General features: G+C 46.0%; 11 protein-coding genes and 1 pseudogene. 9 read left to right on the top strand and 3 right to left on the bottom strand.

Features of this window, described 5'->3' with window-relative positions; all coding sequences use genetic code 11:
• Positions 1 to 57: 57 nt before the first annotated feature.
• Positions 58 to 2,643 (bottom strand): hypothetical protein, encoded by a 2,586-nt coding sequence (locus ACSR9A_RS07695; RefSeq protein ID WP_473756503.1) that lies wholly within the window; start codon positions 2,641 to 2,643, stop codon positions 58 to 60.
• A 310-nt stretch (positions 2,644 to 2,953) separates the two neighbouring features.
• On the opposite strand from ACSR9A_RS07695, the pseudogene ACSR9A_RS07690 reads away from it, so the two are divergent.
• The 5 genes and pseudogenes from ACSR9A_RS07690 to ACSR9A_RS07670 form a co-directional block, all read left to right on the top strand.
• Positions 2,954 to 4,132, top strand: a pseudogene (locus ACSR9A_RS07690) (DUF3427 domain-containing protein); the annotation flags it as partial.
• Positions 4,133 to 4,156: 24 nt separating this feature from the next.
• Positions 4,157 to 4,543 (top strand): (deoxy)nucleoside triphosphate pyrophosphohydrolase, encoded by a 387-nt coding sequence (locus ACSR9A_RS07685; protein ID WP_473756800.1) that lies wholly within the window; start codon positions 4,157 to 4,159, stop codon positions 4,541 to 4,543.
• Between the two features lie 877 nt (positions 4,544 to 5,420).
• Positions 5,421 to 8,486 (top strand): S-layer homology domain-containing protein, encoded by a 3,066-nt coding sequence (locus ACSR9A_RS07680; RefSeq protein ID WP_473756502.1) that lies wholly within the window; start codon positions 5,421 to 5,423, stop codon positions 8,484 to 8,486.
• A gap of 134 nt (positions 8,487 to 8,620) precedes the next feature.
• Complete coding sequence (locus ACSR9A_RS07675) at positions 8,621 to 10,354, top strand: dockerin type I domain-containing protein (protein ID WP_473756501.1); 1,734 nt, start codon at positions 8,621 to 8,623, stop codon at positions 10,352 to 10,354.
• A 220-nt stretch (positions 10,355 to 10,574) separates the two neighbouring features.
• Entirely contained in the window at positions 10,575 to 10,805 is a 231-nt protein-coding gene (locus tag ACSR9A_RS07670) for an NUDIX hydrolase (protein ID WP_473756500.1), read from the top strand.
• A 330-nt stretch (positions 10,806 to 11,135) separates the two neighbouring features.
• Here ACSR9A_RS07670 and ACSR9A_RS07665 read toward each other — a convergent pair whose 3' ends face one another.
• Entirely contained in the window at positions 11,136 to 11,462 is a 327-nt protein-coding gene (locus ACSR9A_RS07665; protein WP_473756499.1) for an ATP-binding protein, read from the bottom strand.
• A gap of 346 nt (positions 11,463 to 11,808) precedes the next feature.
• Here ACSR9A_RS07665 and ACSR9A_RS07660 point away from each other — a divergent pair, with 346 nt between their 5' ends.
• A complete protein-coding gene (locus ACSR9A_RS07660) occupies positions 11,809 to 18,831 on the top strand; it encodes an InlB B-repeat-containing protein (RefSeq protein WP_473756498.1) in 7,023 nt (2,340 codons plus the stop codon).
• Positions 18,832 to 19,300: 469 nt separating this feature from the next.
• A complete protein-coding gene (locus ACSR9A_RS07655; RefSeq protein WP_341281138.1) occupies positions 19,301 to 19,702 on the top strand; it encodes a hypothetical protein in 402 nt (133 codons plus the stop codon).
• Positions 19,703 to 19,993: 291 nt separating this feature from the next.
• Here ACSR9A_RS07655 and ACSR9A_RS07650 read toward each other — a convergent pair whose 3' ends face one another.
• Positions 19,994 to 20,923: a ketopantoate reductase family protein gene (locus ACSR9A_RS07650; protein WP_473756497.1), complete on the bottom strand. Its 930-nt coding sequence runs from the start codon at positions 20,921 to 20,923 to the stop codon at positions 19,994 to 19,996.
• A 149-nt stretch (positions 20,924 to 21,072) separates the two neighbouring features.
• On the opposite strand from ACSR9A_RS07650, the gene ACSR9A_RS07645 reads away from it, so the two are divergent.
• Both ACSR9A_RS07645 and ACSR9A_RS07640 read left to right on the top strand, forming a co-directional pair.
• Positions 21,073 to 21,669, top strand: coding sequence for a TetR/AcrR family transcriptional regulator (locus ACSR9A_RS07645; RefSeq protein WP_341281140.1), 597 nt, complete (start codon positions 21,073 to 21,075; stop codon positions 21,667 to 21,669).
• Positions 21,670 to 21,706: 37 nt separating this feature from the next.
• The gene (locus tag ACSR9A_RS07640; RefSeq protein WP_473756496.1) at positions 21,707 to 26,065 is read left to right on the top strand and encodes a BREX system ATP-binding domain-containing protein; all 4,359 of its coding nucleotides are present in this window, start codon (positions 21,707 to 21,709) and stop codon (positions 26,063 to 26,065) included.
• The last annotated feature ends 2 nt before the right edge of the window (positions 26,066 to 26,067 follow it).

The following is a 26,067-nucleotide window of genomic DNA, read 5'->3' as shown; positions in this document are numbered from 1 at the left end:
GAACATGTGTTCCTGTTATAGTGCAATTATACCATTTTACTCAAATTAATTGAATACCTATTTTTTCCTGCGTGTTAACTTCTTTGTGATTGTCGCGGTGTCCAAGATTGAGTAACTCCTCGCTGCAATTTCAATATCCTCAAGCTTCTCATCAATATATTCCTTGGTTATAATGACATCATCGGTCGAGAATATTTCAGCCAATATTTTATGAAAAATATCAGGAATTTTATCAATTTTATCCTTGTTATAAACATATTGATTATATAGGTAGGCAAGGTCTTTGGAGTTTATGAACACAGGTTTTGTATAATGCCCACTAACAATCTCCTTGCGTATAAATTCAGCCATTGCTCGTGCTTGTCTATCTCTAAATTTGTTACCAATAAAAATATGAGAAGTTATTTCTCTTGAAGTACAGTAACATGAAATATCTATTAATTCATTTAATAGCTTTATATAATGTAAACCTTTACGATTTTCGGAGGCACCTAGAATATAACCTGAGCTTTTTAAAGTGAATTTACAATCATAAGTAAACCCATGCTTAATTTCAAGGGACCTTGCCCCGGTATCCTCCTTATATTGCAGGGCGAAAATTCCTTCAGGAACAGCACGGCCAGAATATTCTTTCCCCCACTTTTCAGAGTTAGGAAATAAAAGCTTAAGTATAGTAAAAACATCATCTTCAAGCATATCCTCATCATAAAACTCTTTAAGATCGCTTGTTTTATCACCGATGTAGGAAAGATTTTTGGCCGCCTTCATGGCAGCAGTAACAACTTGGTGATGAATACGTTTTTCTAAGTCGTTTAGATACGTTTCCATCATTTTATGAAATTGATCTTTCCCATGGTGAACATAAATTTCGCCTAGAGTTGTCTGTTCAATCGTTTCAAGAGTAAAACGATCACTTGTCTGTTTATCAATTCCATAGCATATGATAATAGTAGGGGTCAGCTTTCTTTCGATCCACTCTAGTGTCTTTTTAGTTAGCAAACTATCTGTAACCAATAGTTGATAAGGGCGATTATTGTAAAAGAAGCGCTTAAAAATAAATTCTCTATTTTGGAAAGTTTGTTTAGAAAAATTTGAATTATCACAGAGATTATGTTGAGTAACAAAGTCATCAACCAGGCGATACACATACTTTTCAATATTGTCTCTGTTTGGAATTAATTCTTTTATTGTGAGTTGGTTCACCAATTCCTCACATTCAGGGCATATCAAGCCTTCTTCTCTAACATATTCTGAAAAAAAATCATAATCTGTGGTCGTAAAGCTACATTGTGAGCAGTTAAAACTACTCTCTTCAATTGAATCAATCAATAGAGAGGCTTTCAACTCAGCAAATATATGTTTATGTTCATCAGTGAATTGATCAGTGTGAGCAAATCTGAAAATTTGATCAACTTTAAATGCTTGGCCACCATCAAATTTATTTTGCACAGGTTGGTTAAGCGGAAAACCGAACTTTTTTAAAAATTTATTTTTAATTGCTCTTTTAGTAGTTTCACTTAAACTGCTATCGTTAAGCTTGAAAACCACATTGCCATCTTCAAGCACGATTGATCGAATCGATTTAGTATGTTTTTCCGAACGAAAACCAATTTTTTTAATATCTTTAAGACTGTAGAGATCAATGATTCCTCTTTTGAAAGCATCATTTACACTGGGCCAGATATCGCTATTTTTGAGTTGTAGCATGATATCAGGTGACTTAATTAGTAATGAATTAGAGAATGTAATAGACTCAATGAAGAAATCCTCAGGATTTTCTGCAACAACAGAAGTACCATCCCTAAAAAGTTGAATAATATCATCTGAGCTATAATCAGTGAAAAGTTTGTTCTCCATTTTGCGCAAAATGGTGTTAAACTGCTCATCGAAATATTTTTTTACCCCTTTAACATCAGTATTTGTTGCCTTGATCTCTAATGTTTTATCATTATTATCGACTGCAAATAATATTTGATCGCGATCTTTTATCCGCTTGTTCTGGTCATAGCCAGGCTTCTTTGTATCTTTCATCTTTTTATAAACAAGATAGATCGATTGTTTTTCACCAGCATCACAGTGTGCGACAATTCTGTAATCACTACTGCGACCGGAATTTTTGTACATAGTATCTACAAGTTTTTTTTGATAGTTGTGGTCATTGCTCAGTTTGCTTCTTATATCAGGAAAATTTTTATCAGAATCAGCAACGTAAAGATCACCTGAAGCCTTGCTTCTCCAATCATGAAGTACAAGAACCTCAAACAGCCATGATGGGTTTGTATAGAACAGATGGATTAATTTAATTAATGGAGTTACGGATGGAATAGCATACTCCGGTACTTTACATCTGAAAACTTCCTCAACCGCTCTTTTCTTTCTTCTTAGAAAATCTTTTAAATAAAGAAAATCTAAAAATTCCGGTGTTTCTTTCAGATTCTGTTTCCATTTTTGTTCATCGTCGAAGTCGGATAACTTAATGATTAATTGTAAGGCATTCATATCCGTTGCTGTAAGTAAAGAAGTGAATGCTGTTTTATCATCTTCAGAGTAATTCTCCAATATTCTTTCGTGGTTGACGAGCAACTCATCCCAGTAAGTTGCAGTAATATCAGTTCTACTTGTAATTTGAAGTAAATACGGCATAAATATCATTCCTCCGACAATCTATTTCTCTTGAAAAAGTTAAGTGAACCAATATACCTATTCCCTTTATACTATAATATTGTAAAAAAACCAATAACCATTAGGTCATTAGCGTTGAATAAGAGACAAAGTGTTTTGAGAAACATGTTGGTTAAAGCTTTTATTGCAATGAAGTTATATATCACAAGAGTAGGATACAACAGCTAATTAGTTCAAGTACATTTTGTTCAGACGATGGACTGTTCTTTTTCTTTTGTTCTATACATCTATGTTAATATAAGGATATATCTTTTTAAAAGTCACGCACTAAGGGAAGGAATGCTTGACGGTTCTCGACTTTATTGGCCAATCGCATAAGGACTACAATTTTCAAGATAAGTTTCGAGCGATATTGGGCAAAACGAAGCATTCTGTCCAGCATTATGTAGAGCATGGTTTTTCGAGTCTGCCGAAGGGCAGCTTTATTCAGCTAGAGAAGCTCGCCAAAACCTTCATTCTACATAATTTGAAGCAGGCAACGATAAACAGAAGAAGTCTTATTTTTAAGCTGAAATATTTTGAAGGGGACACAGGACTTGAGCTGAGCCTTGAGAATTTTGTCCATTATCATGGAATGACCTTACATGAGCTTTATGGCGGGAGAACAGGAAAACGTTCCTTTCGAGGCTTGATGGTGGAAGCAGAGGTTCTAGATGCTTTTGAAATGGAGCAGGAGGATCACTTAGTCAAACGATTGCCTGCCTTGCTAAGCCTTAACTCGCGTAGGCTATTAAAGTTCCTCATTGCTTACCTATCTGGTGAAAAAATCGCGGCTACAGAAGAAGAGCAGCTCATGCTGAATCTGTTCTACTACACGTTCTATTCATCTGAGCCTAGCAAGCAAGGCTTTACAAGTATGGAACAGGGTATTCAATTCATTATTTCCTGCCCAGCCTTCCGGGAAGAAATCATTGATATTTTATCCTACAATATGAAGCATATAAATTTCGTTGACGAGTCCAATGCTTTTCCATACGCGTGTCCGTTGGATTTGCATTGCAGGTACTCGACTAATCAAATATTAGCGGCTTTTGGGGTTTGGAACGAGCATAAGGCGCCAAGCTTACGTGAAGGCGTGAAGTATTTGGAGGACAAGGGCACGGATATTTTCTTTATTACGCTCAATAAGTCAGATAAGGATTTTTCGCCGTCCACCCTGTACGAAGACTATGCGATCAACGAGCGTTTGTTCCATTGGCAGACCCAAAGCCGCATCTCGGAGGAGACGAAAACCGCTCAAAGATATATTCATCATAAGCAGTTGGGCCATCGCATTGCCTTATTCGTTCGGGAATACAAGGAAGAGCATAGCTTCACGTCGCCGTTTATGTTTTTAGGAGAAGTGGAATATGTTAGACACGAAGGAAATAAGCCGATGAGCTTTGTATGGCGCTTGAAGAAGGAAATGCCTCCTGCCTTAGTGCCGGCAGCGAATAAAGCCATTGTTTAGGAGGAGGTAATTGGATTGCTCGAGGTGGCTGCGGCTATTATAAGCAATGAACAGAATCAGCTCTTAATCGCTCGGCGCAAAAAAGGAAAATCGCAGGAAGGGCTATGGGAGTTTCCTGGCGGGAAAATCGAGCAGGGAGAATCGGCGCAGGCCTGTCTCCGCAGAGAGCTGCTGGAAGAGATGCAGATCGAGATTTTTCCCTATGAATGGTTTGGTGTGAATGACCATTATTATGGTGCTACTCATATCCGGCTAATCGCGTTTAAAGCCAAATACGTGAGCGGTGAAATTATTTTAGTCGATCATGATGACTATCGTTGGGTTCGTCGTGAGGAGCTGAAAGAATATAGCTTCGCGCCAGCCGATATTAAGTTTGTTGAGATGCTGGAGCTCGAAGAGAGCCTAGAATAGATGGAAAAAGACGATTTCTTAACGGATATGCTCCCATCATAGTAGATAGTAGAAAAAACAAAACTTCTACTGCTACCATGATGGGGGTTTTTGCAATGTCTAAAAGGAGTCCAATTTCATTAGATGTAAAACGACATGTTGTAAAAAGATGCCTTGAACATGATTCAAATCCTTATTATGAAGCAGAGGGTTATGAAGGATAATTTGTATTTCCTGTACATGGTTTGTTGATGTGAAATGGATGTGAAACGGCCACATTTACCTTTAAAACAAGTCATAACCACCGCTTAGTCGGTGGTTATGACTTGTTTTTTTGCAGGAGAAAACGACTGATCAAGATCATTGTTCATGTGAAGATTCATATAATTTGGCTTGTATGCGTTCTTTGTGAAGGCAACATGTTGTGGAATTATGTCGATTTTTAAGGTTTTTTTAAGGTGCGATTTTTTATACTAGGCTAAAAGGAAGGGGACAAAAGTATGATGATCTGTGGGGGCATACGCACATTGCAGGAGAGATAAAAAAGCTTGTAGATTTTGTGATTGAACAAAAGAAAGAAGAGGATGGTACATCCTATGTGACTTTTCAGAATGTAAGTGACGCGCTGAATGTCGTTGTAATGAAGTATAGCGAGGGCCATGGCCGGATACCCCTCAGGAATCTGGATCCTCTGCCGACAATGGGTTATAAATGCTGGACTGGATATAGACGAGGCTGGAATGTCCTATATTGCTTTTACTAACAACTACAACATATTTGTCATGAAGCTTGATCTGGCAGATGGGAATTGGAAGCAGAGAATATTATTGGCGATGGTATTGTGATGACAAGGATGTCAAGGCAATCTTGGCGATTATTTCAGGAAAGGGTTGAGCACATGAAATTTTATGAGATGAAGGAGCGAAATTTGGCGGGCTGGAGAAGATGGATATCCCTCTTGCTGGTTATTTGTCTGGTGCTGTCCGTCAGTCCGACGGTTAGAGCCGGAAGTTCCTCGGGTACAGATAATCTGCCTGCCATTGAAGTGAGCAGTACGGAGGGCAAGCCGGGCGATACAGTAAGTATGGCAGTGTTTACCGAGCCGGAAGACCTTATTTATAAATTTGATTTCTCGCTCGAATACGATGCCAGTTCACTTGAATTGCTGTCAGTGGATGACGAGCTTCATGTAAGCAGTATAGAGACCTACACAATTGATAGCAGCACAACAGGCAGCATTCACTTCAATGCACTTCTTGCAGATACAGTAATTTTGGAGAAGACCAAGATTGCTACACTGAACTTCAGAATCAAAGAAAGTGTACTGCCTGGTGATTTAATGGTAAATGTAACGAATTATGTAGGTAATGATCCATCCGATTCAATCTATATTTCTAATGGAAGCATTACGGTCACAGCAGCGAAGTATTCAGTGGCCTTCGATTCACAAGGAGGCAGCTTGGTGGAGAGCGTCATCGATGTAAACAGCGGAGCAACCATCAGCGAGCCGCCCGCTCCGATCAGGAAAGGCTACAGCTTCATGGGCTGGTATACCGACCCGGAAGGGACATCGGCCTGGGATTTCTCCTCAGCAGGAGTTAAGGCGAACACGACACTTTATGCCAAATGGCAGCGTCATACAGTAACGATCGGCATTGGGAGTATAGCCGGAGCGCCGGGTGAGACAGTCAATGTTTCGGTAAGAGCCGTTAGCGAGATTTCTGGAGTCGGCTCCTACATGCTGCGAATAGACTTTGATGCAGGCGCCCTGGAAGTGACGGATATTCAAGGTGCAGCGGGCGACTACTTCGACTCCAATTATAATAATACATCAGGCTGGCTCAAGACGGTCTGGGTAGACAGTGACGGTGGAGATACGCCGATTATGGCTGGAGACGAGCTGTTCACGGTGAGCTTCCTCATCAAGAGCGAGGCGACAAATGGACAGAAGGCTCTGACCGTGCAGACGTCAGACTTGAATCAATTTAGTGTCACAGATGCTTCGGCAAATGAGATGGAGAAGACACTGAATCCCGGTAAAGTAACAGTCTCGCCGTCGTCTGGAAATTTGGACGTACCTGCTGTTCCACAAGGACTGACAGCAGTTGGAGGAGACAGTCAGGCTTATCTGGAATGGACTACAGTAACAGAAGCGACATATTACAACATTTACATGGCGACAGAGCCAGAGGGATATAGTGAACAGAAGATCGCGAGTGTAGCGACCTCTGTCTACACGGTCAATAATCTGAGCAACGGTCAAACTTATTACTTTACGGTCAAAGCAGGCAATGCTCATGGGCTGAGCGAGGCTTCGGTACAGCAGAGTGCAACTCCAAGCGCTGGAGGTGGTTCAGGACCTGACACACCGACGCCTGCAACCGTTCCGGGAGTGCCAACGAACGTGACAGCTATTGCGGGAAATGGACAAGCAACGGTCCGCTTCACAGCACCGGCAAGCGATGGCGGCAGCTCGATTACTGGCTACGAGGTTACTGCCGAGCCGGGCGGAGTTGTTGTGACGGGAATGGCAAGTCCAATCGTCGTGACTGGTTTGACCAATGGAACAAGCTATACGTTCACGGTAAAAGCTGTGAATACAATCGGGGCAAGCGCCGCTTCAGCTGTATCCAATGCAGTGAACCCTTACAGCAGCACCAGTGGTGGTAGCGGTACGCCTGTAACGACAACGCCGCCCCAGGCTGCCAGTGGCGTGGAGATTCTAGTCAATGGCAAGGCTGAGCAAGCGGGGACGGTGGTCACAAGCGATCGCAGCGGCCAGAAGGTAATAACCATTCAGGTTGATCCGCAGAAGCTGGAGCAAAGGCTTGCAGCAGAAGGCCAGGGAGCGGTCATCACGATCCCGGTCAGCACAAGCTCGGATGTAATAATTGGCGAGTTGAACGGTCAAATGGTCAAGAACATGGAAAGCAAGCAGGCGGTGGTCGAACTCAGGACCCCTCAGGCCACGTATACGCTCCCTGCAAGTCAAATCCAGATTGATGCCATTACGGAGAAAATGGGCAGATCAGTTGCACTGAAGGATATAAAAATATACATTGAAATCGCTGCGACAACAGCAAGTATGCTGAAGGTATTAGAGGATACAGCTGCGAAAGGCTCGTTCACTTTCGAGGTGCCGCCGATTGAATTTACAGTGAAGGCCGTGAATGGAGATACTACTGTTGAAGTGTCGAAATTCAATGCTTACGTGCAGCGGAGCATCGTGATTCCGGCTGGAGTCGATCCGAACAAGATCACGACAGGTGTCGTGGTTGCTCCAGACGGCAGCGTGCGGCATGTACCGACGAAGGTCGTGAATGATGGTGGAACCTATTATGCTCAAATTAACAGTTTGACTAACAGCACCTATTCCGTTGTATGGCATCCGGTGGAGTTCGACGATGTGGCTTCGCATTGGTCACAGTCCGCTGTAAATGATTTGGGGTCACGGATGATTATTGAAGGGACTGGCGATGGGCAGTTCAGTCCGAATCGCGACATCACCCGTGCGGAGTTTGCGGCCATTCTTGTACGGGGGCTGGGACTTGCTTTCGAGCAGGGAGAAACAGCATTTTCGGATGTGAAGCAGACGGACTGGTATAGCAAGGCAGTCAGCACAGCACAAGCATACGAACTGGTTGGTGGATATGAAGATGGTACATTCCGTCCGAACGACAAGATTACGCGTGAGCAGGCGATGGTCATGCTGGCGAAGGCGATGAAGTTGACGGGACTCAAGGACAAGCAATCTTCTGTGACCACATCCACAACCGCCGTACTCGATTCGTTCAAGGATGCAACAGCCGTATCGACCTGGGCACAAGACGGTGTAGCCGACAGCGTGCAGGCAGGCATTGTATCCGGTAGAGGCTCTGCTGAGCTGGCACCTAAGCAGCATATGACTCGCGCCGAGGTAGCGGCGATGGTTCAAAGGCTTCTGCGGCAATCCGGTCTGATTTGATTAGTTCAGTTCAGGGGGCAATTCGCCCCCTGTGTTTGTATACGTTGGCAGACGTTCTTTAAGCGGTATTTCTGCTTGCATCATGGGAAATATGGAATGCATTTTTGCATTATCGAGAGGAGAAAGAACAATTTATGCTCAAAAAAGTAGGAAGAGTTGCTTTATGCCTGTCGTTGGTCTCCACCTTGCTGGTCAGCTTGTTGCTTTCCAAGGACGAGGTACAAGCAGATGGTTCAGCAACGGCTCCGCAGTATAAATACAAGCTGCTCAAGGATAACATAGGTTCCCCGATGAAGCTCTATTTCAACAACGGTACCTTTTATTACAAATCGCAATTGACTGGTGGCCATAATGTCGCTCACCAATCCACGGATATGCAGACATGGACCAAAATCATTGGCTCGGATACCTTCGGTTCGAGCAAGAGTTTTAGCCTGGCAAACCTGTCCTTTATTGGAGATAGAACCTATGCGACGGGATATAACATGACTACAGACTTTTTTGATTATACGACTACTTCTTTCTTGGGTTACATGAATGATACATCCAATACCAGCTCCAGTTGGACTCCATCCGCCTTTCCAGTGGAAAGCTTGTTGCTTGGGCCCGTTGTTACTGACGGAAGTAATTTTGTAATGGGAGCTGGAAATAGCAATGTCATCTATCGGCAAGCTTCATCCACTGGGAATATAGAAGAGAAGGCATGGACGAAAAATACTTTCAGCGGCGTTCGCATTATAAATGCTGTATATGATCAGGTTAACAGTCGATTCATCTTAGGAGATCTGAGAAAAAATATTTACTATTCGACTAACGGAGGCTCTACCTGGAATTCCATTCAGGTGAGCTCTACAGATACGGACTTTAGCGACCTTGCTCAAGCCGGAGGGACAACTTATATTTCCGGGGCAGACGGAGTATGGAAGCTTGTAGGCACTACAGTAACCAGAATATTGCCCTCAGGCAGCAATTACCGCGCTCTAGCTGTTGATGAAGACAATAATGTGTATGTATTGCGTTCTAACGGAACCGTGCTCATGTCATCCGATGACGGGACTACGTGGACATCCATCGCGACACCAGACAGTGACATTACTTCTACTTCTTTTGGTGCTATGCAATATGGAAACGGGAAGCTGCTTGTCGGCGGTAATGCTGGATTGTACCAGGTAGGAGCCGATTTAAGCATTACTAAGCAGCCGGAAGATACACCGGTGGATGTTGGTGCAGCTGCTACCTTCTCTGTAACAGCTAGCGGCAGTGGCCTTACCTATCAATGGCAGGTAGATACGACAGGTACAGGTAACGGTTTTACGGATGTGAGTGGAGCAACAAGCAGCAGCCTGACTATTAATCCGGTATTACAGAATATGAACGGTTATCTGTATCGCGTCATCATTACCGGTGCCTCCGGGCAGCAATTAATCTCGAACACAGCGGTCCTTTCTCTCCATTTATTGAAGGTGAGCTATCAGCCTGGCGATCATGGGACAATCAGCGCACAGAGCGAGGACGTTGAGGTTGGAGCCAAGCCAGTAGCTGTACCCACTGTTACTCCAGATAGTGGGTATCGGTTCATAGGCTGGAGCAACGATGGTGGTGTGACCAAGCTGAGCAGCGAAGAGTTGAAGGCGATGATAATCACTGCGGAGACCACATACACAGCCTATTACGTCCAGATTGTTAAAGGGGATCTTGATGGCTCTGGCAGCGTATCGTCTGCGGACGCCCAGTTGCTAGTGAAGTATCTGAAGGGACAAATCACACTAGAACCGGATCAATTGGCAGCAGCGGACTTCAATAATGATGGATTTGTGGATGAGCTGGATGTTAAGGCAATCCTGGCCTACATTATAGGAAGATCCTAAGTATTCAGTAATTGGAAAGTAACTCGATGTAAAGTCTGAGGGCAGCCGTATCGCCATATTTGTTCGTGAATACAAGGAAGAGCATAGCTTCACGTCGCCGTTTATTTTTCTAGGGGAGGCGGAGTATGTGAGGCATGAAGGGCTATGAGAGTTTCCCGGCGGGAAAATCGAGCAGGGAGAATAGACGCAGACCTGTCTCCGCAGAGAGCTGCTGGAAGAAATGCAGATTGAGATTTTTCCCCATGAATGGTTTGGCGTGAACGATCATTATTATGGGGCTACTCATATTCGGCTAGTTGCGTATAAAGCGACATATGTAAGCGGGGAAATTATTTTAGTCAATCATGATGATTATCGTTGTGTTTCTCGTGAGGAGCTGAAAGAATACAGCTTTGCACCTGCCGATATTAAGTTTGTTGAGAAGCTGGAGCTCGAACAGAGCCTAGAATAGCTTGAAAAAGACGATTTCTTAACGGATATGCTCCCATCATAGTAGATAGTAGAAAAACAAAACGTTCTACGTCTATCTATGATGGTTTTTTTCATGTCTATACGCAGTCAGCCATCTCTTAAAGCGAAGCTGCACTACACATTTCTAACTGCATGTTAAGTTGTATTTCAGGTTTTTTCAAGGGCAAGAGTGGGTTATCTATTCAATAACCTGCTCTTGCCCTTAATTTCTGAACTTGATCCTTAACTTAATGACATTGGGGCGACGAGCCCTTCTTTGTTGTTACTAGACACAGATTTGACGCTTACATCTCAGGATTGAACCGCTTGGTTATATAAGTGTCGCTGCCATAGACTCCAATACAAGGAAGCGATACATAGAAAATTGACCCCGTCTTGCCGTCGCTCTCCGCTCGAACCGTTCCTCCATGCGCCGGACGATATTCCTGCAAATCCCCAGTCCAAGCCCACTTCCCTCTACGCCATTCCCCGGGCTCAGTCCATCATACCTGTAATTACGATCAAAGATTTGCTCGAGTTGGTCTGGAGGAATACCCGTGCCAGAGTTTTGTACGCTAATTTTCGCGCAACGGGAAAGGTTCACCTCATCCGCAGCCAGCACAATTTGCACCAGCCCGTCTTTGGAGGTGAACTTCATGGCGTTCGATACGAGATATTATCATCATTAAAGGGAAAAGTGCCCTACAAATAGCTGAGCGACAATAGGAAACTTTCTTCAGATCGAGACAACCTTCAGGTCTTGCGCTTCCTTAACGCAAGTGCGAGTAAACGCGAATTTAAAGTTTTCTTTACACTCCGCAATTGGTCCTATTAACGATGATAAAATAGTGACATAAATCTACATATATTTACAAGGACGAAGCGAAGGAGGACTATACCGTTTTTAATCTGATAGGGAAAGCGGTATGGAGGTAAAAGAGATTCATAGCAGCTAATGGAAGGGTTGGATGGGTTTGAAGAAGATAGCAAAGCGGGTATGGAAGTTGAAATCTCAGATTCTGACATGGTTGCTGGTCATCAGCATGTTGGTGACCGTACTGCCAGTGCAACAGGCGGCAGCGGCCGAACTGCCGGCGCAGCAGGTGATAGCGGCCGAACTGCCAACGCAGCCGGTGATAGCGGCCGAACCTGGGTTCCAGGATGTTCGTCCAACGGACTGGTTCTATGATGCGGTCGAATATGTCCAGAAGAACGGCATATTCAGCGGAACGGGCGTTGGCACCTTCTCGCCCCAGAGCACGATGACGCGTGCCATGTATGTGACGGCGCTTGGACGAATGGCAGGTGTGGATGTAAGCGAGTATTCAACCTCGACCTTTGCCGATGTGCAGCCGGGCATTTGGTATGCGCCATATGTAGAATGGGCGGCTAAGAAAGGGATTGTCACCGGAACGGGCGGTCGGAACTTTTCTCCGGACGCAATCGTATCCAGAGAGCAGATGGCGACGCTGAATTTGCGGTATTTCGAAAGCTATCAGATTCCCTATCAAACAAGCAATCGCGTAACCACGAAGCCGGGGGATCTCGCCGATGTTTCTTCTTGGGCGGTTGACGCGGTCGTCAAGCTGTGGCAAGCAGGTTTGTTCCTCGGAGATGGGAATGGCAATTTCAATCCGCATGTCCAAGCGACTCGTGCGGAAGCGGCTGTTCTCTTCATGCGCAATAACGAAGTTGTGCAGACGTGGAAAAATCAGAATCCAACGGCACCGACACCGAAGCCGACATCTGAACCCGGCAATAATGGTGGAAGCAATAGCGGGGGAGGAACGAACGGAGGCGGTTCTACCCCTAATGCCTCTACATATACGCTTACGTTCGAGAGCAACGGAGGCACGGAGATTAACGCCCGAACGGTACGGCAAGGGGAAGCGCTAAGTAATCTGCCTGCTCCTGTGAAAGAAGGGTATATTTTTCAAGGTTGGTTTAGGGATAGCGAGCTTTCTCTTATTTTTGCGAATGGCAGTACCATTGCCGCTGATACGAGGTTGTATGCAAAGTATATCGATAACATTAGTAATGCGGTACAGAACATTCCCAGCTATTCGGTGCTGAATGTCGCACCGGACTTCACCATCCCTGTAAACGATGCGACCGGCAGTCTGACGGCAGCAGAGGTACAGGCGGGTATGACGTTTGAAGATATCGCGAATCCGGACTCCGCAGGGATTACCGTCACCGCTGCGGACGGACTCTTCACGATAGCGTCTGCAACCGGTCGGTTCGAAGAAGGCAATACTTATCAGCTTACGTTGACGGACGATAAGCTGTCTTTCCAAGGCCAAGACGCGACGACGAGCATCTATGTATTCAGCGTCGCCAAGCAGGAAGTCATGAATATCCCGTTGAATCCGAATATGATTTATCTGCCCTTCGCAGAAGTTTCGGATATGATGCTGAATGGCGCGGATGTAGATTCGCCGGCGATTCCGGTGGTCACGACGACGGTGGGCGACAGCGATACCGGTCTCGCTGCGGCGAATGCAAGCGGCGGAACGTTCACGTATACCGGTGCAGTCGGGATTCAAGTTGGCGATACCGTCGCCATCTATGAAGGGGTTCGCCCCGATCAGCGTACGGTAGAAACAACAGGTGACGCCGATGGTGCTATCGCCTATGTACAGATTACGGAAATTGACGGCAGCACCTACACCTATGATCACGCGGATGCCAAGCAGGTGTTGTTCAGGCCGGATGTTCTGCCTGTGAGCGTAGAGGCAGACGAGGACGGAGAGCGGGATAACCACTCTATCACGGTAGATCATATCGCGATGAACTACAGCGACAGCCAGTATGCGTCACTAGGCTTGAGTGAACTCACCACCGTCGATGTGGGCGATTTTATCGCTTTCTATGAGGGTGAACTAACGGATGTAAGCTCCCAACTGGTCGGTTATGGACGCATTACGTCGATTGTGCCCGACGCGGAAAAGGATATCATTACGTATACCGATGCCACAGAGGAAGATATTAAGCATGTCTTCGACATCTATCAGCAGCAAGCGATTGACGGCGAGCAGCTGCTGTCGAAGGATGATATCGCGAAGCTTGAGGATCAGATTGAACAGCAGGCGACAGCCAGCGGATTCGTCAATCAAGCTGCGGACTATCTGTCCGCTCTGGCTTTGAGTACGAATGAATTCAAATCACAGATGGAAGTGAAGATGCTATCGGCAGACCAGAGCAATGTCAGCGTGGAGAATCTGACCGTCGTCGCTTCACTCGGCACGAAGCTGCAGCATATTGCCGGCCAAACCTCCGGTGTAAGCGCCTCGCTTCAAGTGGGAGCCGATATTGTCATTCGGATTCATGAGGAGAGTGACCTCGTCATCCATATGACCGGTACTTTCCTTGAGGAGATAAGCCTGGGGCTAGGCGTAAATGGAGAGACGGAATGGGGAGAGGCATGCGCATGGTTTCTTTGCATACCCTACCCGAGTGATTATCGTGTCACCGCGAATCTGGATGCCTACAGCTATACCGGGATCAACGTTACGGCGAAAATAGCCACCGTCGAACACGATAAGCTGCAGGAAGCGTTGGACGACTGGGATAAAGCGAATAATGGCGGCATACTAGGTCATGTGCGGGACATCGCAACCGAGATTCAAGCGTTAATCGATGGCGTGCAAGATACCGGCGTAGACGAGGCGTCGCTGAGGGCGCAGTATCAAGAGATGATGGAGAACGAAACGGATTGGGTTCCGTTAATCAAGAAAGAGCTCGTCGACAAGAGCATGCGCGTGGCGCTTGGTATTGTTGAAGTCAACTTTACCGCAGAGTTCGTCGTCAAAGCCAATGTGAACTTGACGATCGGGGCGGATTTTAACTATACGACGGCGAAGCGCTACTCGGCTACCCTGCACGTGCTTAGGCTCACAGGATCGAGTAGCACCGTAAGCTTGCCGGGTGACGGCAATTATCAATTCACCTTCTATGTTATGGGGACGCTCGGATTGCGGGCGGGCATTCATCTGGAGCTCAAAGCAGGGGTTGGAAGTGTCAAGCTGAATAGCATCGGGTTATCCGTAGAACCCGGCGCTTATGTGAATCTATGGGGGTACTTCTACTATCAGGTGAAGCAGCTGAATGGGAAGCAGACATCTCGGTCTTTAGGCGCTCTGTTAGTTGAGATTGGCATCTATCTGGAGAGCTCAATAGGTGCACAATTGGGCGATGGATTGCTCTCGGCCAGCATACCGGTGTACGAGAATACATGGCCGCTGTACACGGTAGGGGAACAGCAGCAAGTTGTCGACTTTGCCTATTCGCAGGGTGATGCGCCGACAGTGAACTTGGCGGGTTCCGCGTCATCCATCTCTGTTCCGCAGACGCTGCTCACGATGAGTACGTTTGATTTGAAGACTGGAGAGATGAATACCCAGGTGTATGACCGCTCGAGATTTGATATTCAGGTGGACAACAGGAATTTCAGGTATAGAGCGGATACCGGGAAGATTGAAGTGGTGAACAAGGATATTCAGGTGAGCGAGGGCAACCTGGTCATCACCTGGAAGGGGGCGCCGCTGTCGTACTCGTCAGATTCACTCACGCGCAAGATTCCGTTGAATTGGTTGGCCAGAGTGGGCGACTATATATTCCAACTGCATCCGGAGAATGGTGGCATGACCGAGGTTGTCGCCGCCCCATATAACGCGGAAATCAGCTTGAACAACCCGGTATATCCGGGATACACCTTTGACGGCTGGTACTGGACTGCCTCCGGCGGTACGAAGGCGACCATTCCGAGTCGTATGCCTGCCTCGGATTGGAATCTGTACGCGCACTGGATCCCGAACACGGATACGCCGTATACCGTTCGGCATTATTTGATAGACCCGAACACCAAGACATCGACGTCGCCTGTCGAAACGCAGACTTTGACCGGAACAACCGGCACGGAGATTCGGATCAGCTCCGACAAGTTTAAGGACCAAGGCTATGCGACAGGTACATTAAGCGGTGTCACGATCAAGGGAGACGGCTCGACGGTCGTCAGGGTTGATTACTACCCGATGAATCGAACGATGACCTTCAATTGGGCTTATGCGGGTGCGCCTGGAAGCTCGTTAACGGAAGCAGTAGGCAAGAATATCGCTGCTCGTATACCCGTGCCGACAAGACAGGGATATACGTTCGCCGGGTGGTCGCCGGACGTTCCAAGTGAGATGCCTGCTTCGGACACCACCTATACTGCAATGTGGACAGGGAGAGAGGACACGTCTTACCAGGTCGTCTACTTGCTGCAGAATATCGGAAGCGACACCTATACGGTTGCGGATACGGAATCGTATCGCGGGACAACCGATACTGTGGCGAGCCTGACGAATCCAACCAAGTCCTATGAGGGCTTTACTTTCAATGACACCGTACCGGGAACGGTGCTGGAGGCTCTGATTACGGGCAAAGGCACAACGGTGCTGAAGCTGTACTATAAGCGCGATAGCTACAAGATGACGCTCAATTACAATGGCTCCGGCAAAGCAACTGAGTTTGTTAACGTACCGCTTGGGGCAACGATCCAATCGTACCTTGCCGCTCCGACTTGGCAGGGGCATGCATTCACAGGATGGTCGCCTGCTCCTTCGACAACGATGCCCGCGCACGATGTCGAGTTCACCGCTCAGTGGACGCTGAACAACAACACGGTGAGCTACGATAGCAATGGAGGGTCTGCGGTGGATGCTCAGACGGTAGGCTACGGTTTGCCGGTAAGCGAACCGACTGAACCAGCGAAGGACGGTTGGGTGTTCGGCGGCTGGTACAGTGATAGCGCGCTTACGATCTCCTACGACTTCGCGACACAGGTGACGGAAGACCTCACGTTGTATGCGAAGTGGCTGCACAGCTACACGGTGAGCTTCGACAGCAACGGCGGGTCGCAGGTACCTGACGCGACGGTCTACGAAGGAGCCAAGGCTGCGGCGCCTGGCGCACCGACGTTGGAAGGCTATGTGTTCGGCGGTTGGTATCGCGATATAGATTTTGAGATTGCTTATGACTTCGAGACAGAAAGGGTGACGGAAGACCTCACCTTGTATGCGAAGTGGACGATTGCCACAAAAGACAGCTACACGGTGAGCTTCGAAAGCAACGGCGGCACGGTAGTGGATAACCTTACGGTGGAAGACGGCGCCGTGGCTACGGCGCCTAGCGCACCGACGATGAGCAACCATACATTCGAAGGTTGGTACACTGACAGCGAATTGACGGGCACGAGCCGCTTCAGCTTCTCGACGACACCGATTACGGCTAACCTTACGCTATATGCGAAGTGGACGATAAACAGCTACACGGTGAGCTTCAACAGTAACGGCGGGTCAGCGGTGGCTAACCAGCCGGTGGAATATAACGGCAAGGCTACGGCCCCTGCCACACCGATGAAGAACGGTTACACGTTCGTCGGTTGGTACAAGGATGCCGTTCTGAACACACCCTATGACTTCGAGACACAGGTGACGTCTAACTTTACCTTGTACGCGAAGTGGACGGCCATCTACACGGTCCGCTTTAACAGCAACGGCGGATCGCTGGTGGATGACCAGCATGTGGAACAGGGCGACAAGGCTGCGGCACCTGCCGCACCGACGAAGGACGGTTATACGTTCATCGGTTGGTACAGCGACGAGGCACTGAATGAAGCCTATCTCTTCACGGAGAGACAGGTGATCGCTGACCTCACATTGTACGCGAAGTGGTCATTTAATAGCTACACGGTGAGCTTCGACGGCAACGGCGGGCCAGCCATAACGAGCCAGGCGGTGATTCCTGGAGAACAAGCTGTGGCACCTGCCGCATCGAAGTGGGTGGGGTATCGGTTCGGTGGTTGGTACAGCGATCCCGAGTTGACGATTACCTACGACTTCTCGGCAGCGGTGACCGAAGATATTACCCTGTACGCGAAGTGGACGATGACATCGTGGCTGGAACTGGGTGATACGTCAGAATTGGCTGTGACCAGCCAGTCCAACGTCGTTGTCGACAGTAATGGCACTCCTTATGTTGCTGTATTGAACTTTAATAAAGAGGTGTTCGTGAAGAAATATGTGGGAGCGACAGACGAGTGGCAGATCGTTGGCGGTCCAGGCACCTTCCCTGAGGCTCAGAATAGTTCAGTAGACGTAACTCTCTCCATAGACAGTCAGGACAACCTTTATTTTGCTTATGTTGCTCGTATTAATGCATCATGGAGAACCGTGGTATATCGATATAATGGGGAAGCTTGGGAAACCGTAGGCAGTACGATAACGCATTTCGGAACAAATATGTCGATTGTGTTCGACGAGGGGAACACTCCTTATATGGCTTATGTCGATGCCAGTACGACCAATCAAACCATATACTTGGTGAGGTTAATAGATGGCCAATGGAAAAGAATAGATAGTATAGGGACTGGGGATTTTAAAAATCTAGTCATCGCGTTTGGCAAAGACTCTGATGGCGAAGGAGAAGTAGAGACTCTTTATCTATTCTATACGTATTACACCATTCAGAGTGGAGTTCTAGCTGCCGCTGTGAAATACGAGGGTGCGAATCTTGCCAAGACCTCTCTCAGCACTCCCCCGGTTCCAGGCGGTTATTATGGGGCATCCTTCAAGCTTGATCCGAGCGGCGTACCTTATATCGTCAATACGAAAGATAACAAGGTGACCGTGGTGAAATATGTGGAGAATGCTTGGGTGCCTGTAGGCATTGCTGATTTCCCGATCCAAACGAATGGTGGGAAGCTCATCGCGGATATCGCCTTCGACAGACAGGGTAATCCTTACGTTGCTTATCTGGATGCTTCACTCGGCAACAGGGTGACGGTGATGAAATTCGAGAACAATTCCTGGAGCGTCGTAGAGTATGCCGGCATCTCCGCAGCTAACGTAGCTGAAATTATGTGGTTACAGATCAGCTCAGACAGGAACGACAACATCTATGTGAACTATATTATTAGACCAAATACGAACTCCATCTTAGGTGATAAAGTGATTGTGATGAAGTATGATCCGGCCTTGCATTAACCTTTAATAATAGATCAAACAATTAGAACAGCCTGCTCCCATCGGAGCAGGCTGTTTTGCTGCGAGTTCGGTATGGCCATATCTTGGCGGATGCGATTGAGCGCAAGGTGCGCATAAAGTTTTCTTTGTCATGCACAAGTGGTCTCATGTGCTGTGATAAAATTAAGAGGTGAAAAATCGATATGGGCGAAGAATACGGACGGAAGGTGACGAGGGGCCTGAGGCACTTGTGAAGCCGATCTCAACATACGTATCGGCTCCTGTTTTCGGCGTCAGCATCATAACGAGCTTGAACATAAAGTTTTCTTTACATTTCATTTGCGTAGCAATCTACCATGATAAATTAGAAGAAATATTTGTAGTTTTTTGACGAAGAAGAATGATTTGTCATGAGAAGGTAGATGCAATCGGATGCTTGGACAGAGGCGTCGTTGCATGTGACGACATTTGTATTTAGGAGGGAAATGGCGTGAATGTAAAATCCGTGCAGCTGGCTAGTAATTATTTCAAAGGAATGCAGCAAAGCAAGGACGCTCTAGCGACGAATGATCAGACGCGTTTGGCATCTATTAGAAATGTACTCATGCTGGGAAAGAAGCTGCGCACCGACGAAATGGACTACTTACAGCGAAAAGATTCCAATTTATATGATCAAGCAATCAGCCTCTCGATGGAACGCCAAGCATATAAAGACGTATTGCAGCACAGTCGAAGCAAAGCGGATGCGAGCTATTACAGAACGTTCAAGCTCATGCAGATTGCGGGGCAACTGAAGCATGGCGGTTCCGAGGAGCTGCTGATGCGCGTGAACTCGATTCAGGAAGCCCATCGCGAGTTCATTCGATCGAGCAAATATGCCTCGCTGAGGTAAGGTGGGGCGTAACTGCCAGATTTAATGCTGTGATTGCAATTGACATTGCAACAAAAACAGAGCATCGAAAAAAAAGGACTTGTGCTAATGTTAACCCAAACGTTTGTTAATGAATGTGTGGACAGAGGATGGACACCCCAATGGTCTTGCTTGAGCGTGTCTAAGTTCGTTGTAGATACCCCTTAGAATAGTCATTGGAAAAACCCGCGGGTAATCCGATGCATGCTAAGGGGTGTGTTTTTTAGGCCAAGAAGCAGATTCGGCTTTCGCTCGAAGCCATCGAAGGCTTCTTTATATTTCTTTTGCATATTCAGTATTTTTAAATGCCATCGTAAGACGTGGCAAAGGTATGCCGGCCTTTTTTGCTTCTCTCACAACTTCAAGTACCGCAAAACCTGCTTTACTATTGTTGTATTCCACAAAAAGTCGCGGTAAGCTGCCTTTTGCAAAAATAACCTTGTTAAAAAGTATGCCGAGAAGTACCGGTGGAATTTTAGTCAACATGAGAGAAATGGCATCAAGCTTTGCACCTCTTGCTTTAAGTACAGGGATCATTTCTCTCATATTTAACCCAACATTTGCAAATGAGGTCCTATGATTCAGGAGTGCTGAAAAACTTCCCTGTTTTAATACCTCGGTTTCCATAGCTGCATTCATGGCAAAGTGATTCCATAGCCAGTTTTGCATATCCTTTACCCAATTAATTTTAAAATGGGCACTTTCAAAACCTTCTTTGACCAATTGGTTAATATGCTCAGTGCCTGCCCGTGGTTTTTCAAGAAATAGCATTTTCAAAAAGCCACCTCGAAGCCTATTGTCCGCTATGCCGCCTCCTGCTCCGGGGAAGCCAAAGACAACATTGTTCATTGACAATGGTGCGATCGATGATTTCAAATCTTGCCAAACGTTATTGAATATGAGGACAGGGGTGTTTCCTGCAGCAGTCGATAGGAATTGTGCTGCTTCCGGAAGTTGTTCCGTGTTGACGCTCACAATAATGAGATCATAATTTGGAAGTATCTCCTCATGCAGTTTGACGTTCCAGCTTTCTTTTATGAGTTTTTTCCCTCTTCGTGCGTCCCACATTTCAAGCTCTATACTGCTTCCGAAGGTTTCTTTTCTCCCCTTTCTGACGTAAAACTCAACTGTATGCCCTGCCTGTTCAAAAGCCCACGCATATTGGGTCGATATTACACCTCTACCGAAGAATAAAATTCGCATGTTAGCCTCCCTAAAATAGTTGATAATCCTTGTTGATGATCAAACAACGTGTTGTATAATAATATTGTATGTATTCACTATACGGTCATCAACCATCAGATTTTTAATATCTGTCGGATAATGTATTGAACAGAAAATGGAGGCTAATCATGAAAAAGCAACCTGAAATTACGGACAAAACAAGGCAAGCATTTATAAGTGTTTTCTGTGATTTATATAGCCAAAAACCAATTGAAAAAATATCTATTCAAGAGATTGCTAACAAGTCAGGATATAATCGCAGTACATTTTATCAATACTTTACAGATATCTATGAGTTGTTGGACTATGTGGAAGAGAGTATTTTGAAATCCATTAAGGAGGAAATGGCAAGCAGGGAGCTTTCTACGCATAATTTCCAAGATGCCCTTCAATGCTTGGAAAATACAGAAGAAATTTCAGTCCTAAAAGCCCTCTTAGGTGACTATGGTTCTGTTCATTTTCTTGAACGTCTGAAAAGAGAAATTCCCTTTGAGAGATTGATTGTGGACCTTCCAACAAATGATATCTTAACGCCATACCTGATTGAGTTTTACATATCAACTTTAATGTCTATGTTTCGCCTTTGGATACGCAACGGCAAAGATTTATCGTCGGAAGAATTGGTCAAGCTGATAGATAGCCTATTCGCAAATGGGATAACACCGTTTCATATCTTTGGCACGGTCAATCCGCAGCGCCCTGATTCGAATAAAATGATAGAATAACAAGAAGCACTGCGTACGGATTGGAGAGGGACCTAGGATGATACTTACAGAAGCTATTCATTTGAAGGAAATGATGAACGGAGATCCAATGGACGTCGCTTCCTTCTTACGTATAGCTATAGGACTAACTGAGTCGGTACATCGGGCTCATAAGCAAAATGAATTATTTGGAAATTTAAATCCGGCGAATCTTCAAATTCAATTTGATATGAAATCAGCTATTCTCACAGATCCGCTACTCATGGATTACACCTATATGTCTCCTGAACAAACGGGCAGAATCAATCATATGCTAGATGGGCGCAGCGATTTGTATGCCCTGGGTATGATCTTTTATGAGATGCTGTCAGGCAGTCTGCCGTTTCATGCACAAAGTTTAGAAGAATGGATACATGTGCACCTTGCTGTTGTACCGAAGCCTCTGCGCGAATGGCGTTCCGATGTGGCTGGCTCGCTTGAGGCTGTTATTATGAAGCTGTTGTCGAAGAATCCGGAAGAGCGCTATCAGAGTGCTTATGGTTTATTAAGTGATTTGAAGCAGTGTGCCTTATCGATGGAGGAAAAGGGAGAAGTCATATTTTTCGAAATCGCTCAGGCAGATGAGGCAAGCCGATTTCGGCTTCCTCAGACCCTCTTTGGTCGTGAAAGGGAAGAAAGAGCTCTCCGAGATGCTTTCGAACAGGCAAAAGCTGGTGCATCTTCGTTCGTTTTCGTCAGCGGAAGTGCAGGCAGTGGCAAAACGGTGCTCGTCCGAGCGCTTCAGATGTTAGTTAGAAGGGATGGAGGTCGGTTCATTAGTGGCAAATGCGATATGATGAATCGCGACATTCCGTTCTCTTCATTGCTGGAAGCTTTGCGAAGCCTAATCCGACAAATATGGAGCGAATCGCCGGATAGAGTAGCGAAACTGAAGAAACAATTAACAAAGGCTTTAGGCCAGGGAGCAGCTGTTATTGTACAGCTGTTACCAGAAGCTGCAGAGCTGTTCGATGTCATTCCAGCGATAGAGCCGCTGCATCCTGCTGAGGCTGCTATTCGCTTTAACCGCTTAGTACCTATATTCATAAAAGTTTTTGTAGATAAGCAGCATCCCTTAGTCATATTCTTGGATGATCTTCAATGGGCAGATCCTGCTACAATAGATGTTCTTCGTACAATTGTACACGATCAGGCACGGCCTGGCTTACTAGTAATCAGTGCGTTTCGGGAGGAATTCACTTTAGGATGGCAAAAACATGAAGAGAATAAAGTGGATGCAGCTGTATGGATGGCGGAGTCGCTTTCCTTGCATGATGAATTGCAATTATCTGTACATCATATCCATCTCGAGGCTCTGTCCTACATTGAAGTGAGACAATTCGTGTCGGATGTTCTTGATGAGAACTCCGCCCGTATTCGCTCGCTTGCGGAGGTGTTATACCACCGAACAGGCGGCAATCCACTATACCTGAATCGTTTACTGGACAATCTGTATCGAGAGAATAAGCTTTATTATGATGAAGTAGAGGCCTCATGGGTCTGGGAACCATCTGTCATCACGGAAATTCCTGAGGATCCTGACATTGTACATTTGATTGAGGCTCGTATTCGTATGCTATCCCCCGAAAAGATCGAGCTGTTAGCCATAGGGGCAGCTATCGGACATCGTTTCTGTCCACTCACGATCTCTTTAGTAAGTGGATATCCCCTGCTGCATGTACGCAGACTTCTGCATGTCATAGAGGAAGAGGGGCTAATCTGCCGAGAAAATGACAGTGATGAGTCAGACGGTGTTGAACGTTATTATAGATTCTTGCACGACCGTATTCAACAGGCGGCTTATATGACAATGTCTGAATCGGACCAAGCGAGCTTACATCTGACCATTGGCCGTGTCATACGCGATCATTTATTAAGTGAGAGTGTATTTACTATATTTGATAGGGTGCATCACTTGAATCTGGGCAGCGAGAAGATAGTGGATGATGCGGAGAAGAGAGAGCTTGCCGCATTTAACTATCAGGCGGGTATAAAGTCTAAGGCAACAACAGCATTTACGGCTGCGCTCCATTTTTATGAGATCGCTTTACGTCTGTCTGGCGGTGACTGGAAGAATACAGCGTCCCTTGATTACCGTATCATGCTGGAGATATCCGAATGTGAATATATGTGTGGTTATACAGAGCGTGCGGAGGAGCTACTTGCAAACTTAATGTCTTGCACAACAAACGTGGTTGAACGTTCTCATATCTATTTGATACGTATTGCCATGTATTCGTATTTGAAGAAGGATGAAACGGCTGTCCATATTGGGCAGCAGGCGCTAGCAGAATTGGGCTGGCATTTACCAAGCAAGCCCTCCAAAGCATTAGTTATAAAGGAAATATTAATGACACAGAGCGTATTGTTCAATAAGGGTAGCGAGGTTCCTCATTTACCGATTAATCGTGACCCGCGCTATAAAGCATTGTCAGACCTGGTCATGGCGATTTCGCTCCCTGTCTATGTACTAAGTCTAGAGCAGTCAGCTGTGTTATTCTCAAGATTTGTTCGGTATGGTCTAAAGTATGGAAGCAATGAGGCTTTCTCCTTTATGCTTGCCAGCTACGGGATGGTTATTTATAAAATGTCAGGTTTCCGTACGGGGCCTCAATATGTAGATCAGGCATTCCATCTAGCAGCCTCCTTTGACAGCGCAGACCTGCGAAGCCGATTATATTATCTGAAAGGTCTTGTCGGAATTGTTACTCCGGATGAAGGGATTAAGCAGTTTGAGAAATCGATCCAATATGGGATGGAATCGGCTAATCTAACCTATGTTAGTATTGCGATGATGACGACTATAACAAACTACACCGGCGATTTGTATTCATTATCTGCACGGATAAAAGTGTATGAAGAGACTTCACAGCAGCTTGTGGACGGTGTCACACGTAATATTTTTCGTAGGGCGAATTGGTACATCGCACAAATGCAAGATGGGGCTGGAGAAAGCGATCAATACGTTACGCCCTTACTGAATGAGCCATACAAGGATTTTTTGAATAACGAGGTCTATTACACATGCACCTGTAACATAGAGATTGCTTATCTCTTCGGGCGGTACCGGGAAGCCCTTGAATGGGTTGAAAGAGGTGAGAGAAATACTTTCCTCCAAACTCGGCCGCATGTTCGTAAACAGAGGATGTACCATTCATTAACGCTTGCTGCTATGTATTCGGAAGCGTCGCCGAATGAGCAGAAGAGGATACGGATTAAGTTGCGTAAGCACTTGCGTTCCATGAGGCGATGGTCTGGTTATAGCGGCAAGGATTCGTCTACTTATTTGCTTTTATCAGCTGAACGCTATCTGATGGAGGGCAATAGAGTTGCTGCTGCACAATTATACGAGGAAGCCATTCGGGCAGCCCGCCAGGCGGGAGAGGGACTAATGGAGGCTATTTCTTGTGAACGGGCTTCTATTTTCTATAGGCAGATGGGGAGTATGAACGGGGCGGAGGCTCTTATTGCTGATGCTTGTGACGCTTATACAAGATGGGGCGCTACTGCCAAAGCAAGGCAGCTAAGAGAAACAAATGAAGGATTAAGAACAGCTGCGATTGAGAAAATAGGGGATGACAAGGCAGTTGCAGATGAGCCTAGAGCAATCGAAATCAAGTCTGAATTCACGTCTTGGCTTACTGCGGACAATAGGCAATACAAACAGCAGCAAGAATGGATGACTTCACTAGACCATTGTCATACCATGGACCAATTCCTGGAGCTTGCAATCCGCTATTCTGGTGCGGAAAAGGGATTTATTGTGGGTAGCGAGGGAGAGACCTACGTCGTTGAAAAGGAAGTCTCATTGAGCGATAGCAGCGGAGCTTCGTATGGTGAGTCTATTATCCGTTATGTACTAAAAACAGGCGAATCGGTGGTACTTGCTAATGCTTCGCACAGCTCTTATTCCGCTGATCCCTCTATTCATAGAAACCAGTCCCAATCCGTACTGTGTATGCCTGTTCTTTTCACAGGAGGACTAACGCCATTCGCACTTTACTTGGAGAACAGTCTCATAGCCGGCGTTTTCACTCAAGAAATACGGGTCATGCTGGAGCAAATGATTGCCCGAATGATGTATGTGAAATCATTAGATGAAGCTCGCAGCCAAAGTTATTCACCAATCGTTCCAACAGATGATCCGTCATCAACTTCTGCGAAAGCTTCACAGCTGTTATTCGAATCACTTACAAATCGTGAAACAGAGATCCTGTACGCGCTGACAGATGGATTGACGAATAAGGAAATTGCCTATCGATTCGGATTAACAGAAGGGACAGTCAAAGGCTATATTCATAACGTATACGGAAAACTGGGAGTTAAAAGAAGGAGTCAGGCAATCGCCCGTGCAAAGGAGTTGGAACTCATAAATTAGAC

It is taken from the genome of Paenibacillus sp. R-74696 (assembly GCF_055814915.1).
This window is presented reverse-complemented; position numbering and strand designations above follow the sequence as displayed.